Source organism: Priestia sp. HNGD-A6, assembly GCF_045784335.1.
Lineage (GTDB): Bacteria > Bacillota > Bacilli > Bacillales > Bacillaceae_H > Priestia > Priestia zanthoxyli.
In genome coordinates this window covers 2,949,699-2,966,500 of sequence record NZ_CP138621.1, presented here as the reverse complement: position 1 = coordinate 2,966,500, position 16,802 = coordinate 2,949,699, and the positions used below count along the sequence as shown (strand labels likewise).

Sequence of the window (16,802 nt, the reverse complement as noted above, 5' to 3'; positions counted from 1 at the left end):
TCGTGTAACGATTTATTTGCCACTGCACATGCCCCTTCCTCTTGATTTAACTCAAATTATAAAAGCTGTTTGTAAAAGAGGTATAAAGGATTGTAAAGAAGCATTTACCATAAAATAGGTATTTTAAACCATTTTATTTCATTGACAAAATAAGCGAACGGACGACAGTAACCTTTAAATTTCTGCATTTTCTTAATTTTCTATCTACAAATAGTTCTTTACGCTCGTTTTTCTTCATTCAAATTTTACAAAGTCCTAACAACTAAAAAAAGGCAGCATACCGAGGTATACTGCCTTTTGATTAAATATGAGAACGTAAATACGCATCAATAAACGGATCTAGATCTCCATCCATTACACTTTGCGTGTTTCCGACTTCCGTATTTGTGCGGTGATCTTTTACTAAAGAATACGGATGGAATACGTAAGAACGAATTTGACTTCCCCATCCAATATCTTTTTGTTCTCCGCGGATTTCAGCTAGCTGTTCTTGCTGCTTCTCAATTTCTAACTGATACAACTTAGATTTTAACATCTTCATTGCTTGCTCACGGTTTTTAATTTGTGAACGTTCCGTCTGACAAGATACGACTACATTAGTTGGGAGGTGAGTAATACGAACAGCTGAATCTGTTGTATTGATATGCTGACCTCCGGCACCGCTTGCACGGTACGTATCAACCTTCAAATCTTCCGTACGAATATCAATTGAAATTTCATCGTTAAATTCCGGCATTATGTCGCACGATACGAATGACGTATGGCGACGGCCTGATGAATCAAACGGAGAAATACGAACGAGACGATGAACGCCTTTTTCAGCTTTTAAATACCCGTACGCATTATGGCCTTTAATTAAAAGCGTTACACTTTTAATACCAGCTTCATCCCCAGGTAAGTAATCAAGTGTTTCTACTTTGAAACCTTTTTTCTCCGCCCAGCGCGTATACATACGTAGTAACATTGAACCCCAATCCTGTGATTCTGTTCCACCAGCACCTGGGTGCAATTCTAAAATGGCGTTATTTTTATCATACGGCTCGCTTAAAAGCAGCTGTAATTCAAAGTCGTTCATGCCTGAAATAAGCTCTTTTAGTTCACTAACTAGTTCTTCTGCTAAATCTTCATCGTATTCTTCTTTTACAAGTTCATGAGATATCTGTAAATTTTCGTATGTTTCATCTAAGTGGTTAAATTGATTTACTGCATCTTTTAAACCATTGGCTTCATTAATAACAGTCTGAGCTGCCTGCTGGTCATTCCAAAAATTTGGATCAGCCATAGTCTCATCTAATTCATCGATACGAGCTTGTTTTGTATCGAGGTCAAAGAGACCCCCTAAAGTCCGCTAATCGCTTAGCTGTTTTGTCAAGTTCTTGCTTAATTTCTACTAAATCCATGAGTTAAACACCTCTATTTTATTTTTGACGCACAGGAAGGAAATGAGAAGACTCATTTCCTTCCTGTACTAGTTCATTCTATACTAATTGACTCTTATTTTATGATTCTTTACCGCAGCAGTTTTTATACTTTTTGCCACTTCCACAGATACAAGGATCATTTCGGCCAACTTCTATCGCATTTACTTTTGGCTTCTTCTTAGCCGGCGCGTCTCCTTCTTTTGGATGAACAGCCGCCTGACCTTGCGCTACTTCTTGACGCTCAAGGTTGTTGTTAATTTCTGCTTTCATGATATACTTCGTCACTTCTTCTTCAATGGTTGCAATCATATTTTCAAACATCGCAAAACCTTCCATTTGGTATTCGCGAAGAGGATCTGTTTGGCCGTACGCACGAAGGTGGATACCTTGGCGAAGCTGATCCATCGTATCGATATGATCCATCCATTTAGAATCAACTGCTCTAAGAACAACTACTTTTTCGAATTCACGCATTTGTTCTTCAGGGAGCTGCTCTTCTTTTTCATTATAACGAGCTTTTGCATGATCTACCAGCAGTTCTACCATTTCTTCAGGCTCTTTACGGCGAAGATCTTCTTCTGTGACTTCGCCTTCCTCAAGAACATTAGCATTTACGTAATCAATAATCGCTTGTAAATTCCATTCTTCTTCTAATTCTTCACGCGGTGTATTTACCTCAACCACACGCTGTAGCGTTGATTCAATCATACGTTCTACAATCGCACGTAAGTTGTCTGAATCAAGCACTTCAAAGCGTTGTTTGTAAATAACTTCACGCTGCTGACGAAGAACATCATCATATTGAAGCAATTGTTTACGCGCATCAAAGTTATTACCTTCAACGCGTTTTTGAGCGGATTCAACAGCTCTTGTTACAATTTTACTTTGAATTGGCTGTGAATCATCCATACCAAGACGATCCATCATCGCCATCATATTATCAGAACCAAATCGGCGCATTAATTCATCTTCCATGGATAGATAGAATTGAGACACCCCTGGGTCCCCTTGACGTCCAGCACGTCCGCGGAGCTGATTATCAATACGGCGTGATTCATGACGCTCTGTACCAATTACAGCAAGACCTCCAGCTTCAACGACACCTTCACCTAGTTTAATATCCGTACCACGACCGGCCATATTCGTTGCGATTGTTACCGCACCTTTGTGACCCGCATTCTCGATAATATCCGCTTCACGCTCATGCTGTTTTGCATTTAAAACGTGATGGCGAATGCCTTTTTTCTTTAATAATGCTGATAAAACTTCAGATGTTTCAATCGCAACTGTACCAACAAGAACAGGCTGTCCTTTTGCGTGGCGCTCAGCAATATCTTCCACTACCGCATTAAACTTGCCTTCCATTGACTTGTAAATTAAATCCGCTTTATCATCACGTGAAATTGGCTTGTTTGTCGGAATAACGACAACGTGCATGTTGTAGATATTACGGAATTCTTCTTCTTCCGTTTTAGCTGTACCCGTCATACCTGATAATTTTTCATACATACGGAAGTAGTTTTGGAATGTAATTGTAGCTAACGTCATGCTTTCATTTTGAATCTCAACGTTCTCTTTAGCTTCGATAGCTTGATGCAAGCCGTCACTAAAACGTCTTCCTTTCATCAAACGACCAGTAAATTGGTCAACGATTACGACTTGATCTTCATCAATTACATAATCCACATCGTTTTGCATCGTTACATGTGCTTTAAGCGCTTGGTTGATGTGATGGTTTAGCGCTACGTGTGAAATATCAAATAAGTTTTCAATGCCAAATGCGCGCTCGGCTTTTGACATACCTTCTTCGGTTAGCTGAACGCTTTTTGTTTTGATATCAAAAGTAAAATCGGTTTCTTTATCAAGCGTGCGAACGAATGCATTAGCTTGAATATAAAGCGCAGTCGATTTCTGTGCGCTGCCGGATATAATAAGCGGCGTACGTGCTTCATCAATTAAGATAGAGTCAACTTCATCGATTACAGCAAAATGAAGCGGACGTTGAACCATTTGTTCTTTATAAAGCACCATGTTATCACGTAAATAGTCAAATCCTAGTTCATTATTTGTACTATACGTAATATCCGCTGCATATGCTTCTTGTTTTTCTTCACGCGTTAAATGGTTTAAGTTTAACCCTACTTTCAAGCCTAGGAATTCATATAAACGACCCATTTCACTAGCATCACGGCTCGCTAAGTATTCATTGACTGTTACTACATGTACACCTTTGCCTGTAATGGCGTTTAAGTATACAGGCATAGTAGCTGTCAGCGTTTTACCTTCACCCGTTTTCATTTCCGAGATATTCCCTTCATGCAGAGAAATACCCCCCATTAGCTGAACTTTGTACGGATACATGCCTAACACACGTTTCGCTGCTTCACGTACAACCGCAAAAGCTTCATCTAATAGGTTATCGAGCGATTCACCATTTTGGTAGCGTTGTTGAAATTCAGCTGTTTTTTCACGAAGCTGATCGTCCGTTAAAGACGCTATTTCAGGACCTAACGCATCAATTTGGTCCGCCATTTTTTCTAAACGGCCGATTTGGCGCTGATTGCCGTCAAACACTTTTTTAAATAATCCAAGCATATTAAAACGCTCCTCTATTTATAATCAGTACATTTTATACTATTTTCATTCATATCTGTATCTTTCATTATAAAACATTCTGAGTAAAATTGTAACATTGCAGCTAAACAAGTAGCAACTTGTACCCTTTTTCGTCTGTCTCTTTACTAGTACTACTCTATTAAGGAGTTATTTTCTATTGTGATTTTCCCTGCTTCACTCTTACAATAAAAAAGGGGAATGTAGAATGAACGTTCAAACGATTACGAAAGAACAAGCTTGGGAAGTCCGACATATCGTCATGTGGCCTCATAAAGATTTCAGTTATGTTCAGCTGAAAGAGGATCCATCAGGCATGCACTATGGACTGTTTGAAAAAGGAGAGTTAAAATCAGTTGTTTCCTTATTTATAACAGGTGATGAAGCTCAATTCCGGAAATTTGCTACGCTCAAAGAAGAACAAGGAAAAGGGTACGGCAGTCATTTGCTAAAAGAAGTTTTGTTCAAACTCAAGAATCTTGGGCTACGAAGGGTCTGGTGTAACGCACGAGAAAATAAAGTATCTTTTTATCAGGCATTCAAAATGAAAGAAACCACGCGTGTATTCACCAAATCTTCTACACGCTATGTAGTTATGGAGCTATTTTTTTAAACAGCTAAAAAAGCAGCGTGCGGAAGCACGCTGCTTTTATTTTACTGCTCTTATTTAAGAAAGACTGTAACCTTTAGTTTGGTTCAATCAATCCATATCGGCCATCTTTTCTTCGGTACACAACGTTTGTAATGTTTGTCTCAGCATTTGTAAATACAAAGAAACTATGTCCTAACATATTCATTTGTAAAATAGCCTCTTCGCTATCCATTGGTTTTAAATTAAATCGTTTTGTACGAACTAGCTCTAATTCATCCTCTTCAGTTGCAACAGCTACGTTCGCTTCACTTTCTAATGCTGCAAATAGATACTTCTCAGCACCTTTTTCACGCATTTTTCGATTCACTTTTGTTTTATGTTTACGAATTTGACGCTCTAATTTATCTAGGACAAGATCGACAGCTGCGTATAAATCACTGTGGGTCTCTTCAGCTCTCAATACGAGATCATTCATTGGGATTGTGACTTCTATTTTTTGATCGTTATTGTAGACTTTTAAGTTTACATTTACGTCAGCAGTTGGTGTCTCGTCGAAATAACGCTCTAACTTACCAAGCTTTTTCTCTACGTATTCCCTAATTGCTGGAGTCACCTCAATGTTTTCACCGCGAATGTTATACATCATGTTCGAACTCCTCCTTTAATCCATTGCTATACCTCTACAATTCTACAATACCCGACACAATCCCTTCCTAAACTATTAAAATTTTTAGAAAATTAAGTGAAAATTTTTGGAACCTGAGAAAAGTTTATGAAAAAACCAAAAAAATAGACCTTCTTCATAAGAAGAAGGGTTGTATTTTTTACGCAAAATTAATTTTTTTTATCGTAAAACATCCCATCAAACGATTTCATTTCGTAAGGGTTTACATAGCTGTTATTATGCTTTTTTTTCACTTTTAGCAAACGGAGATCTTCCATGATTCGATGCCGGATGAAGATCAGATTTTGATCAATCGTCTTATTCATTTCGACAATTTTCTTACCTATCCATTCATGATCTCTACTTTTTGGCGGCAGCTTCTCCATGAGGTCACGTCTTTTTAATAGAAGATACTCTAATTTCTGAATGTCCTCTTCTCGATTTTTGTCAGAAAATATTTGAGTAAGTCGGTAAATCTCGTCAGTTATCTGATACAGTTCGTTTATCATATTTATGCTTGGCCGCCGCTTCCATGGACTTGCTGGCGGTGAAGCTGCACAACTTGCTTCCACGTATCGCGGAACTCTGTTACATATTGTTCGGCTTCATCCAAGCTCTCTATGTCATTTTTTGTGTTCGCTTCAATTAGACACTGGTTGATATAGTCATACATAGTCATCATAGACTTAGCAACTTGCACGTTTGTATCAAGGGTAATCATTAATTCTTGAATAATATTTTGTGCTTTTAACAAATTCGTATTTTTTAGCTCAATATTTTTTTCCTGTATGCCTGTTCGTGCAAGTTTGATAAATTTCAAACACCCGTTATACAGCATAAGCGTTAACTCTCCTGGAGAGGCAGTCTGAACAGCTCCCTGCTGATACGCTTGATATGGATTATTTGCTGCCATAAAAACATTCACTCCTTCTTAACTAAAATATTGCGATAACTGCGCGCTTTGAGCATTTGCATTTTGAATGGCTTTCTCCATTGCTGTAAACTGACGATAATACCGGTCCTCTACTTGTGTGAGCCTGCTTTCAAAACTAGTAATTTGGCTGTTTACGCTTTTTAAATTCCGCCCAAGCAAAAATTGTTCACTTGTCCATGTTGAACGGCCAGCGCGCTGCTCAACTTTGGATACGGTTTGAGTAATCGTATCTCGTAAACGTCGTACAATCCCTTTTTCACTTGTTGTACTTCCACTTTTCATAAATAAATCCATAACAGACTGCGGGTCTTTTTCAATTGCTTCTTTTAATTTAGTCCCGTCACCTTCAATCACTAGCTTGCCTCGATCGCTATAGTTTGCGCTAGTTGAAATACCGATGTCCGTTAGCTGTGAAAATGCTCCGCTCACTCCTGATACAGAGGCATACCAGTTAGAACGCATTTGATTCAGCCCGCTTGATAAAATTGTGTCTCCTTTTAACAAACCGCTTTTTGCTTTATCATCCCACTGCTCAGCTTGTTTGTCCGTTAGCTTTTCTCTTTCTTGATCCGTCAAAGGCTGATAGTTTCGGTCTCTTTCTTCGGTAACCTTTCCATTAATTTTCTCAATCAGCTCATTATATTTAGTCACAAAATCTTTGATTGTATCAAATACTTTTTGCGTATCATTGCTTACGTTAACGCGCACATCTCCTGTGAAATTATTTTGAAGGGTATAGGTAACGCCTCCCGTTGTAAATGTATTAGACTTACGAGTTGTTTCTAGACCGTTTAGCGTAAATTTTGCGTCTGTTCCTTTCGCATTACCGGCAAGCTGTAGAAACCCCGTTGTCAAAAATGCTCCTGAAAAAACCATATTGGATCCATCTGGACTGTCAACAGAAGATAAATTCCCCGTATCTTTACGAGTCATGACAACTTTATTCGTTCCTTCATCAAAAAAAGCTGAAATGCCTACTTTTGAATTACTGATTTGTGTGAGAAGGGTGTTTAATGAGGTGGAACCATCAAATTCAAATGGCGTACTTCCCCCATCTTGAATATTTCCTGTTGCTTTGCCTGTACTATCATAAGTTGTCATAGAAAAGTTCAGCACATTTTGCTGATACGAGAACGCTTCAATTGTACTGCCGCTTGTTAATGTGGTACCAAACGTCATTTCACCTGTGTCTTCGTTAATAAATACTTCATTAGAATTTATAGTTCCCGCCGCTGTTCCTATTCTTACGGTATACGCTTTACTTGTACCATCCGTAGTAACGGATATAGAGTTTAAAGTGCCTGTGTTCTGATTTACAGCAGAAACAGCACCTTTAGCTAATTTCACTGTACTAGTATCCGCACTTAATGTTATGGCGGCTTGTTCCACTGTTTTCTCAGTCCAAACACTTGAATCCATCGACCCGCGTTGAGACCACAAGCTTTTCGTCGGATCCATACTAGAATCAATACTAGTGCTAATAGTCTGAGCAGCAGTCGCCATTGTCACGTTTGAAAGGGTATAAGACGCATTTCCTGCTGAGGAAGTAGCTGCTGCTTTTACTTTTGTTTCATCTGCTGAAGATACCGTTTTGGACGAATAAGAAGACTGCAAGGTCATATTAAAAGCAAGATTATTAAAGTCTGATAACAGCAAATTCATAGAGCGATAATCGTCGCGCTGCCACTCTAACGTTTGCTTTTGTTTTTTCATCTTATCAATAGGCATTCGTTCAGCCTTCATTAAATCACTGACGATTTGATCAATATCCATCCCACTTGCTAATCCACTTACTCTTACCACTTACCATCACCACCGTTTTTTTATTCATCTATCCATCAACTGCTAGCCATAAAATATAAGTATATTTTTTCGAATCTCCCTATTCGTTCATAGGTTCACCACTTCTCTATTTTGTATCGGTAAAACGAACATTTTTTTCATAGGTCAAAGGGTGCAAGATAGAAAAAGCTCACTTATTTTTTTACAATAAGTGAGCTTTTTATTATTGGCCAAACAAGTTCAGTTTCTGGGATAAATTCCTTTGAATATCCTTAGGAATAAGGTATGGTGCTAGATTTATAATATCTCGTAACGAATCAATGGTTACAGAGGCAGATAAATTTATATACTCATCCGTTGTATCCGCTTGTTCAAACGAAATGGAATCTGGCAAGTTATTGAGTAAAGTAATTTCATTCATTTCTTTATCGACCGTGACATCAGAAGACTCGTTAATATTTAAGCGATCCCATACAAGAGACCTCGGAATCGGCATTCTTCCTAAATGCACACTATTCACCTTCAAAACAAGCTTTCCATTCTCGGCATTTGGTGTTACATCAACTACAAACTGTGATTCCATAAAAGATACTACATGTTTATTAATATAAAATTTTATATGTTCCGGAAGCAACTCCGCTTCTGCTCCCTCAACCGTTTCATCATTTTCATAAAGGTAGCTGCGCAAATAATCGTTAACATCGCTCTCGCTCAATCGGTAGCCTAAAATAGGGGAGCCTCCGTTCAGTTCTAGCGACGTCGCACGAGCGGACTTTTCTTGTGCTAGTGAAGATAATGAAGCAGTCTGATCAAGCTTTTCAACATTTCTAACTGGACTAACGAAAAAATACAACCCAAATAAAAGGATAATAAATAGAAAAATAACAGCTATAAATTTTCTCAAACACACGCACCCTTTCAAACATTCTTCTTGGAACATAATACCGATTTATCTTTTATCATACAAGATAAATAAGATGTATGTCGAAAACTTGTATAAAATGTACGTATATACTCGACATCCCAAATGGCGAATAAGTCTATAGTGAATAAAACGAGTCTTTACCGACTTAAAATGCGTCGATTTTAGTAACTTAAAGTCGATTTTTATAGGAATTTGATAATTGGCACACTTCTTGCTTATTATAAAGGTAAGGGGAGGAATTTCTATTTATATTTTCAGAATTTACTTTATTTTCTAATAGTCTTTCGATAATTTTAAAGGAGTGAATACGATGGGAAACAAAACAGAATCACACGGAAAGTTAAAGCAACGTCACGTTTCCATGATTTCCATTGCAGGTATTATCGGGGCCGGCTTGTTTGTAGGAAGCGGATCCGTTATTAACGCAACAGGCCCAGCAGCAGTAGTTTCATATGCAGCAGCCGGACTGTTAGTCGTTCTATTAATGCGTATGCTCGGTGAAATGGCTATGGTAAATCCAGATAAAGGTTCATTCGCGACATATGCTCAGCAAGGAATTGGCCCGTGGGCAGGTTATGCTGTTGGATGGCTTTACTGGTTTTTCTGGCTAATTGTAATTGCAATCGAAGCCACTGCAGGAGGAGCAATTGTTCATGAATGGCTCCCTTCCGTACCAATTTGGCTTTTAAGCTTAATCTTAACCTTTGCATTAACCTTAACAAACTTATTCTCTGTCAAATCATTTGGAGAATTTGAATATTGGTTTGCAATGATTAAAATTGTGGCAATCGTTGCTTTTATGGGAATCGGTTTAGCTATTATTTTCGGATTAATCCCAGGTACATCTTCACCTGGTTTAGCTAATTTAACGGGGCACGGAGGCTTTATGCCAAAAGGTACGAACTCTATCTTTTTAGGAGTTATTACCGTTATTTTCTCTTATTTTGGAGCTGAAATTGCGGCTATTGCAGCTAGTGAATCAGAAAATCCAGCAAAAGCTATTACAACTGCTATTCGCAGTGTCGTATGGCGAATTTTAATTTTCTATATTGGTTCAGTTGCTATTTTAGTAACTCTTTTACCTTGGAACTCAGCTGATTTACTAAAAAGTCCGTACGTAACAATGTTAGAAATGGTCAACATTCCAGCAGCTGCACAAATTATGAATTTAGTCGTATTAGTATCCGTTTTGTCTTGCTTAAACTCTGCTTTATATACGAACTCGCGAATGATTTTATCATTAGCTCAAAAAGGACAAGCTCCTCGTGCTTTAGCAAAGGTAAGCAAATCAGGCGTGCCGGCAAGAGCCGTATGGATTAGCACAGCTGCCGCATATGTATGTGCTATCTTTAGCTTCGTTTCGCCGGATAAACTCTTTTTATTCTTAGTTAACGCATCAGGAGCCATTGCTCTTATTGTGTACTTAGCTATCGCTATTTCGCATTTACGCCTGCGTAAGAAAATGATTCAAGCCAACCAGCCAATTAAAGGAATGAAAATGTGGTTGTTCCCGTATTTAACATACGTAACAATTGCTGTTATTACCGTAATCTTCTTATCAATGGCATTTATTGATTCGATGCGCTCACAGTTTTTCTTAACTCTTGGATTAACCGCTGTTGTTCTTCTTTCATACTCGTTCATCAAAAAAACAAATAACAAGCGACCTGACGATCAATTTTCCAAGTCAGAAAATATTGCAAAATAAAAAAAGCCGCAGATGCGGCTTTTTTTATTTTGTTTTTGATTATTTCTCAACCGATATGTCACGATGAAGGTTTCGAAGCGGCTGAGGAGGGCAAATACGTCGCGTTGCGTAAGAAACAATAAAAATAGTTAACAACCCGCCTACCATCGCAAATGTACGAAATGGAAACATGACCACCCCGTCTTCTATCATCGGATACAGAAGCAGCGCTTTTAAATGAAGCAGCGGTTCCCCTCCACCGATTCGAAGAACAAGAGACACAATGAATCCAGCCAAAGATCCGTACCAGTTTGCTCCTTTAAAGAACAAAGCGCAAACCAATTGTGGAAAAAGAATACAATACACTAGGTCCCCTGATAAATACCATAAGGAGTAGACACTCTCAGAGTTTAAAGCAATTAAAGTTGCTCCAGTTCCAATGATAATGATAGAACGTTTAATAACTTTATCTAACTGCGCCTGTGTCGCATTTGGTTTTACAATCGGACGATACACGTTCCAAGCTGCCATTCCCGAAGCTGAAAGTAACGAAGCCGCTACTGCAGCCATGACGGCAGCAGCTAGTCCTCCAAGCGCAATCGCTCCTACTAAATCAGGCGTTAGATATTTAAATACGTATGTTAAAATCATAGACGCGCTCTCAGGGCTTGACGCTCCAAATGAAGACCAGTCCGCACTGTAACCAATCATTCCTATTAAAGTTGGAGGCAAGGCCGCTAGAGCGCAAAAAATGCCGGCTGTAATAGATAGCCACATTGCTGCTTTTTCATTTTTAGCAGATAACACGCGCTGAAAATAAATCTGCCATGGAATACCACCAAAAATAAGTAAAAATGTGCTATCCCACCATTGCCAATATGTATTTCCCCATTTTGGATCTTCCCAGCCTTTTAATGGAGGAAATAAATGAAGAGAACCAGTCATACCTTCTGAATAAGTAGAAAAAACGGCTCCCACCCCTCCCGTATTCGAAAATGCAAAAGGAAGCACCAGAAATAATCCTAAAAACATAATAGAAAGCTGTAAGATATCGGTATGTGCTACTGCCCACAAGCCGCCAATCACGGTGTATGCAATGGCAATAAGTGCGGAAAGAATGATGGAAATTGAAAAACTGAGGCCTAAAATCACACCGAATGTTGTTCCTAAAGCAGTTAAGATAGCTGCGCTCCAAAACAGCTCTCCTAATATAGCTGGAAAATAAAGAACCGTAGCCATTTTCTTACCGAAACGAGATTCTAGAGGATCGAGCATTGTCATAAACTCAAACCTTCTCATCTTTCTAGCAAAAAAGATACCGCCTAAAATTAAGCTGATTGAATAACACCATGGCGCTTGCGTCCAAGTCAGTCCTGAGGAATAAACAGTTTCGGCCGTTCCAGCAATATACCCTCCACCTACCCAAGTAGCGGTCATTGTGAACATTGAAATCCATAGCGGCATAGATCTTCCCGCAACAAGCATATCATCTGATTTTCCTTTTTTACTTGCAGCAGCTCGAGCACCAATAAAGTAAATAACACCATACATAATGAACATTAAAATGAGGCCTGGCCAATAGAGATCTGGATTATAGAGAGAATAGATAAATGCGACAACCATAAAGATGAAAAATCCTATAATAGTTGTCCATAAGGGGGTTAGTAGACGGTTGTTTCTGTTTGATTTCCCTGAAAAGTCAGAAGTCTCATTCGACTTTTCAGGCCTGGCTTGTTGTGTGTCTGAACGAAATGGCTTTTTAGCATTTTGCATCGTCTCACATCCTTTAAATTGATAAAGAAATCTAAAGACATAACTGTCCTCTATTCCTTTTTCCTACCAGCATACAATTAAACCTAAAAATAGATTTTTTTAGAATAAACTATAAATAGTTGGATTATAAATACCAATACGAAGGGGAGAAATTACGTTTATATAATTATATTAAAATAATTTAAATTGACTTATTTTATTATTCAGCTAAAAATTCATAATTATTTTCATCTTCTCTCTAAACTCCTTTCTTAATTTTCACATTCAAAATCCTTTGTTTCTCAAGGTTTGTATGCAAGCAGATATCGTACTATGGTTAATATATCTGAATGTTTAGGATATTGTCAAAAAAGTTTAAGGGTTTTCATATAAAAAAAGAATAATATTCTCATAGCTCATACATAAAAAAACCTTTTGTATCAAGGGACATAGCAATCAGTATTTTTTAATTACTTTTTGTTAAATTTTTTCTTAATATCCGAATAATCAGCTCTTAATAGAGAAGAAAATTAATTTAAATTCAGAACATTTAAAGTTTTTAGATTTGACTAAATTAAATGGCCGATGCTATAATTCAAATTGTTAAGAACGTTAAATATAAATTTAACAAATTCTATTATTTGGAGGTCGATGCTATTGGAACAAACACTTATGCTTGAGAAAATGCACATAAACGGCCAATGGGTTGAAGCACGCAGCGGCGAGAAAAGAGAAATTGTAAACCCCTTTAATCAAGAGGTTATCGCTGTCGTTACAGAAGGAAATCGTGCTGATGCCATAGAAGCCATTGAATCAGCTAGAAAAGCTTTTGATGCAGGTGAATGGTCTAAATTTACAGCGGCCGAAAGAGGTTCTTTGTTATTTAAAGTAGCGGAAGAAATTCGCAATGATCGCGAGGAACTAGCAAAGCTTGAAACCTTAAATACCGGAAAAACCCTCGTTGAAAGCCTAGCAGACATGGATGGAATTGCTGATGTCTTTCAATACTATGCTGGATTAGCAGATAAAGATGGCGGACAGATGATTGAGTCACCTAATCCCGATTCTGTTAGCCGCGTTGTCCGTGAGCCTGTAGGCGTGTGCAGCCAAATTACTCCTTGGAATTACCCGTTATTGCAAGCCTCTTGGAAATTGGCTCCCGCACTTGCTGCTGGGAACACAATTGTTATTAAACCAAGCGAAATCACCCCTTTAACAACTATTCATATGATGAAAATTTTTGAAAGAGTTGGCTTTCCAGCAGGCGTCATTAACATTGTGCTCGGTCCAGGTGCGACCGTTGGACAAGAAATGGCAGAGAGTCACTTAGTAGATTTAGTTTCCTTTACAGGTGGCGGAGTATCTGGACGTAAAGTCATGCAGGCTGCCGCAGGCAACTTTAAAAAAATTGCTCTTGAACTCGGAGGGAAAAATCCGAATATCGTCTTTGCTGACGCTGACTTTGACACTGCGGTTGACTATGCATTAAATGCGGTCTTCTTTCATGCTGGTCAAGTTTGTTCAGCTGGTGCGAGATTACTCGTTCAAGATGATATTCACGATAAATTTGTTTCAGCAGTTATTGAACAAGCCAAAAAAATTAAGCTAGGGGACGGCATGGACGAAGCCACTCAAATGGGACCCGTTATCTCAAAAGAACATCTAGCTAAAGTGGAACATTATATTGAGCTAGGGAAACAAGAAGGTGCTTCTCTTGTTTTAGGAGGCAAGCGTCCGACTCAGGATTCTTTACAAAAAGGCTTATTTATCGAACCAACTATTTTTACAAACTGTCATGGAGACATGAAAGTTGTCCAAGAAGAGTCATTTGGTCCGATTATGACAATTGAGCGCTTCAGTACTGAAGAAGAAGCAGTCGCACTTGCTAACGATACGATCTATGGATTAGCTGGAGCTGTTTGGACAAGTGATATGAACCGAGCTGAACGTGTAGTAAAAGCACTCCGTATGGGAACAACTTGGATTAACGATTATCATCCCTACTTCCCGCAGGCTCCTTGGGGAGGTTATAAGCAATCTGGGATTGGAAGAGAGCTTAGCCATATTGGTCTAGAAGAGTATACGGAAATTAAACATATTTATACCAATACAAATCCACAGCCAATGCGCTGGTTTCAATAAAAATTAAGGGGGAATTTAAAGATGTTTATGCGATTTGAAAGAATGGAACGTTTAAAAAGTTTTGAGATGCCAACGGTTGTAAAACATGGAATTGGTGCTGTAAAACATACTGGAGAGGAAGTAAAAAACCTAGGTGTGTCTAAAGTTTTATTAGTAACAGATCCTGGTGTAAAAAAAGTAGGTTTAGCAGATCCCGTAATCGCTAGTTTAAAAGAAGCGGACGTAGACGTTATTCTATTTGACCAAGTAGAAGCCAACCCTTCTATTCACGTAGTAGCAGACGGCACAAAAATGTACAAGGAAAATGGATGCAACGGACTAGTAGCTGTTGGAGGCGGAAGTTCAATGGATACAGCAAAAGCTATTGGTGTAGAAGTAGCTCATAATGCTCCCGTCTTAGATTATGAAGCAGCTGAAGGAAAAAAACCTTTAACAAAACGTATCCCTCCTTTAACAACAATCCCTACAACTGCGGGTACAGGAAGCGAAGTCACACAATGGGCCGTCATTACGGATCCTGTTCGTGAGTTTAAGTTTAATACAGGTGGACCTTTAATTGCTGCTCACTTAACAATTATTGATCCAGAACTGCACGTATCTATGCCTTCACATATTACGGCCGGTACAGGAATTGACGCATTAGCTCATGCAATTGAGTGTTATACATGCCACTTTGCGCAACCAATGACAGACTCTGTTGCTTTATTGGCTATTGAGTACGTTGGAAAATACTTACGACGTGCAGTTGCAAATGGACAGGATATCGAAGCACGCTATGGAATGGCGCATGCAGCTATGCTTGCTGGCCTTTCATATGGAAGTGAATCTGCAGGAGCAGCTCACGCGATGGCTCAAACATTAGGAGGCATTTATCCAATTGCCCATGGCCCTTGCGTAGCAGCAATGCTAGGTCCTGTAATGGAGTATAACTGGATGGGTGAGCCTGAGAAATTTGCGCGCATAGCTCAAGCTCTAGGGGTCAATACACATGAACTAACACTTGAAGAAGCAGCTCAAGCAGCTGTTCGTGAAGTATATCAATTAGTTAAAGATGTACAAATCCCTTCTTTAGAAGAACAAGGTGTTCCAAAAGAAGCGGTTTCTCGCTTAGCGCAAGAAGCATTTAATGATCCTCAAACAGTTGGGAATCCTCGTGATTTAACTGTAAAAAGTTACGAATGGATTTATAACCGCTGTTTTGAAGCTACACCATTAACCGTATAAAAATGATAAAAGGCTGTTGATTTTTCAACAGCCTTTTTTATGTTACTCTTTCGCTAATTCTTCATTTAAAATATCGATGATTCTTCGGTCGTCAAAAACTTTCACTACTTTTTTCAAGAAATGATAATAATGTTTGGACTCTATAATCTGCGCTAAATTACGCTTTGCTTTTACTGCGATTTCCTCAGGTACATCTTCATCATTTAAAAGAATCTGCAGCTTGTTTTCCGCTTCTTCGATTGCCTCTAAATTAACTGAAATTTCTCTTTGCCACTTCTTACAGAAAAATGAAAAAAAGGACTTAGAAAAATCTTTTTCTGCTTCATATAAGTCTTTTCGAACACCTTTTTTCCACACTTTGTGGACCATGTCAATATTTTGCAGTGAACGAATAGATGTACTCATCGTTGGTTTACTCATACCCAATTCTTCACTCATTTGATCTAATGTAACAGGTTCATCCATAAAATAAAGCATGCCATACAGCCTTCCTACTGAAGGTGTAACACCATATAAATCCATCGTATCAGCTAAAGCACTGACAACCACATCTTCGGCTTCTTTTAATAAATCATGATACTCTTGAACATCACTCATTTACTCTTCTCCTCTTTTGTTAAATTTATTTGAATTATACTTAATAAATTTAATGATACACGATAAAAAGGAAAAAAACAGAAATTCAGTTCAATTTTTTGATAAAAAAGAAGCCTTCTCTTAAAGAGAAAGGCTTAAGACATAGTGGGGAATACTATATGTTTATCTTTCCCGATTTAGATATTATTTATACGGTATATTTTTAATTATTTTCAACCTGATTGTTTTATTTCTTTTTCGGTAATTGTTTCAGCATATCAATAGCATGTAATGTAATTTGAGAAGCACTTTTATTTTCGTTACGTATTTCTTCATAAATCTCTTGTCTATGAATATCTACAGACTTTGGAGCTTGAATTCCTAACTTTACTTGATCACCATTAACTGCAAGGACGGTCACTTCAATTTCATCACCTATTTTGATTGTTTCATGTAACTTTCGTGTTAAAACAAGCATGGACTCACTCCT

Annotated in this window: 14 protein-coding genes; 4 read left to right on the top strand and 10 right to left on the bottom strand. The window is 38.2% G+C overall.

From position 1 onward, the window contains the following. Positions 1-301: 301 nt before the first annotated feature. Positions 302-1,400 (bottom strand): peptide chain release factor 2 gene (gene prfB, locus SCI76_RS15020; RefSeq protein WP_114896991.1). Its coding sequence is split into 2 segments (ribosomal slippage): positions 302-1,336 and positions 1,338-1,400, totalling 1,098 coding nucleotides; the frame shifts between segments, so codons are not numbered across the junction. A 99-nt stretch (positions 1,401-1,499) separates the two neighbouring features. Then, the gene (secA, locus tag SCI76_RS15015) at positions 1,500-4,016 is read right to left on the bottom strand and encodes a preprotein translocase subunit SecA (RefSeq protein ID WP_013059748.1); all 2,517 of its coding nucleotides are present in this window, start codon (positions 4,014-4,016) and stop codon (positions 1,500-1,502) included. 226 nt (positions 4,017-4,242) lie between these two features. Here secA and SCI76_RS15010 point away from each other — a divergent pair, with 226 nt between their 5' ends. Beyond that, positions 4,243-4,647 carry a GNAT family N-acetyltransferase gene (locus tag SCI76_RS15010; RefSeq protein ID WP_048021769.1) on the top strand — a complete coding sequence of 135 codons (405 nt, stop codon included), beginning with the start codon at positions 4,243-4,245 and terminating at the stop codon, positions 4,645-4,647. A gap of 73 nt (positions 4,648-4,720) precedes the next feature. On the opposite strand, the gene hpf is transcribed toward SCI76_RS15010, so the two are convergent. From hpf to SCI76_RS14985, 5 genes are all read right to left on the bottom strand, one after another. After that, the gene (hpf, locus tag SCI76_RS15005; RefSeq protein ID WP_013059750.1) at positions 4,721-5,272 is read right to left on the bottom strand and encodes a ribosome hibernation-promoting factor, HPF/YfiA family; all 552 of its coding nucleotides are present in this window, start codon (positions 5,270-5,272) and stop codon (positions 4,721-4,723) included. Positions 5,273-5,460: 188 nt separating this feature from the next. Continuing rightward, positions 5,461-5,676 (bottom strand): hypothetical protein, encoded by a 216-nt coding sequence (locus tag SCI76_RS15000; protein WP_260505797.1) that lies wholly within the window; start codon positions 5,674-5,676, stop codon positions 5,461-5,463. Positions 5,677-5,801: 125 nt separating this feature from the next. After that, positions 5,802-6,203 (bottom strand): flagellar export chaperone FliS, encoded by a 402-nt coding sequence (gene fliS, locus SCI76_RS14995; RefSeq protein ID WP_028412023.1) that lies wholly within the window; start codon positions 6,201-6,203, stop codon positions 5,802-5,804. 18 nt (positions 6,204-6,221) lie between these two features. Continuing rightward, a complete protein-coding gene (gene fliD, locus SCI76_RS14990) occupies positions 6,222-8,027 on the bottom strand; it encodes a flagellar filament capping protein FliD (protein WP_328174687.1) in 1,806 nt (601 codons plus the stop codon). Positions 8,028-8,229: 202 nt separating this feature from the next. Beyond that, positions 8,230-8,916, bottom strand: a complete 687-nt coding sequence (locus tag SCI76_RS14985) for a YpmS family protein (RefSeq protein ID WP_224980629.1) — start codon at positions 8,914-8,916, stop codon at positions 8,230-8,232. Positions 8,917-9,241: 325 nt separating this feature from the next. On the opposite strand from SCI76_RS14985, the gene SCI76_RS14980 reads away from it, so the two are divergent. Further along, on the top strand, positions 9,242-10,639 hold the full coding sequence (locus SCI76_RS14980) for an amino acid permease (RefSeq protein ID WP_048021762.1): 1,398 nt from the start codon (positions 9,242-9,244) through the stop codon (positions 10,637-10,639). A 39-nt stretch (positions 10,640-10,678) separates the two neighbouring features. Here the strand turns inward: SCI76_RS14980 and SCI76_RS14975 are convergent, their stop codons facing one another. Continuing rightward, positions 10,679-12,391, bottom strand: coding sequence for a sodium:solute symporter family protein (locus SCI76_RS14975; RefSeq protein ID WP_407544033.1), 1,713 nt, complete (start codon positions 12,389-12,391; stop codon positions 10,679-10,681). Positions 12,392-13,021: 630 nt separating this feature from the next. Between SCI76_RS14975 and betB the strand changes: the two genes are divergently transcribed. Beyond that, complete coding sequence (gene betB / locus SCI76_RS14970; RefSeq protein ID WP_176521382.1) at positions 13,022-14,512, top strand: betaine-aldehyde dehydrogenase; 1,491 nt, start codon at positions 13,022-13,024, stop codon at positions 14,510-14,512. A 21-nt stretch (positions 14,513-14,533) separates the two neighbouring features. After that, positions 14,534-15,736: an iron-containing alcohol dehydrogenase gene (locus SCI76_RS14965; protein ID WP_016765895.1), complete on the top strand. Its 1,203-nt coding sequence runs from the start codon at positions 14,534-14,536 to the stop codon at positions 15,734-15,736. A 42-nt stretch (positions 15,737-15,778) separates the two neighbouring features. Here SCI76_RS14965 and cudC read toward each other — a convergent pair whose 3' ends face one another. After that, on the bottom strand, positions 15,779-16,333 hold the full coding sequence (cudC, locus tag SCI76_RS14960; RefSeq protein ID WP_028409671.1) for a choline uptake/conversion transcriptional regulator CudC: 555 nt from the start codon (positions 16,331-16,333) through the stop codon (positions 15,779-15,781). A gap of 226 nt (positions 16,334-16,559) precedes the next feature. After that, positions 16,560-16,790 carry a carbon storage regulator CsrA gene (csrA, locus tag SCI76_RS14955; protein WP_029714345.1) on the bottom strand — a complete coding sequence of 77 codons (231 nt, stop codon included), beginning with the start codon at positions 16,788-16,790 and terminating at the stop codon, positions 16,560-16,562. Positions 16,791-16,802 lie beyond the last annotated feature (12 nt).

Excerpts from the sequence above, each read along its gene's own strand:
- cudC (WP_028409671.1), bottom strand. The coding sequence starts at position 16,333 with ATGAGTGATGTTCAAGAGTATCATGATTTATTAAAAGAAGCCGAAGAT.
- betB (WP_176521382.1), top strand. The coding sequence starts at position 13,022 with ATGCTATTGGAACAAACACTTATGCTTGAGAAAATGCACATAAACGGC.
- SCI76_RS15000 (WP_260505797.1), bottom strand. The coding sequence starts at position 5,676 with ATGGAGAAGCTGCCGCCAAAAAGTAGAGATCATGAATGGATAGGTAAG.
- SCI76_RS14980 (WP_048021762.1), top strand. The coding sequence starts at position 9,242 with ATGGGAAACAAAACAGAATCACACGGAAAGTTAAAGCAACGTCACGTT.
- fliS (WP_028412023.1), bottom strand. The coding sequence starts at position 6,203 with ATGGCAGCAAATAATCCATATCAAGCGTATCAGCAGGGAGCTGTTCAG.
- SCI76_RS14965 (WP_016765895.1), top strand. The coding sequence starts at position 14,534 with ATGTTTATGCGATTTGAAAGAATGGAACGTTTAAAAAGTTTTGAGATG.
- SCI76_RS15010 (WP_048021769.1), top strand. The coding sequence starts at position 4,243 with ATGAACGTTCAAACGATTACGAAAGAACAAGCTTGGGAAGTCCGACAT.
- hpf (WP_013059750.1), bottom strand. The coding sequence starts at position 5,272 with ATGATGTATAACATTCGCGGTGAAAACATTGAGGTGACTCCAGCAATT.
- SCI76_RS14975 (WP_407544033.1), bottom strand. The coding sequence starts at position 12,391 with ATGCAAAATGCTAAAAAGCCATTTCGTTCAGACACACAACAAGCCAGG.
- secA (WP_013059748.1), bottom strand. The coding sequence starts at position 4,016 with ATGCTTGGATTATTTAAAAAAGTGTTTGACGGCAATCAGCGCCAAATC.
- csrA (WP_029714345.1), bottom strand. The coding sequence starts at position 16,790 with ATGCTTGTTTTAACACGAAAGTTACATGAAACAATCAAAATAGGTGAT.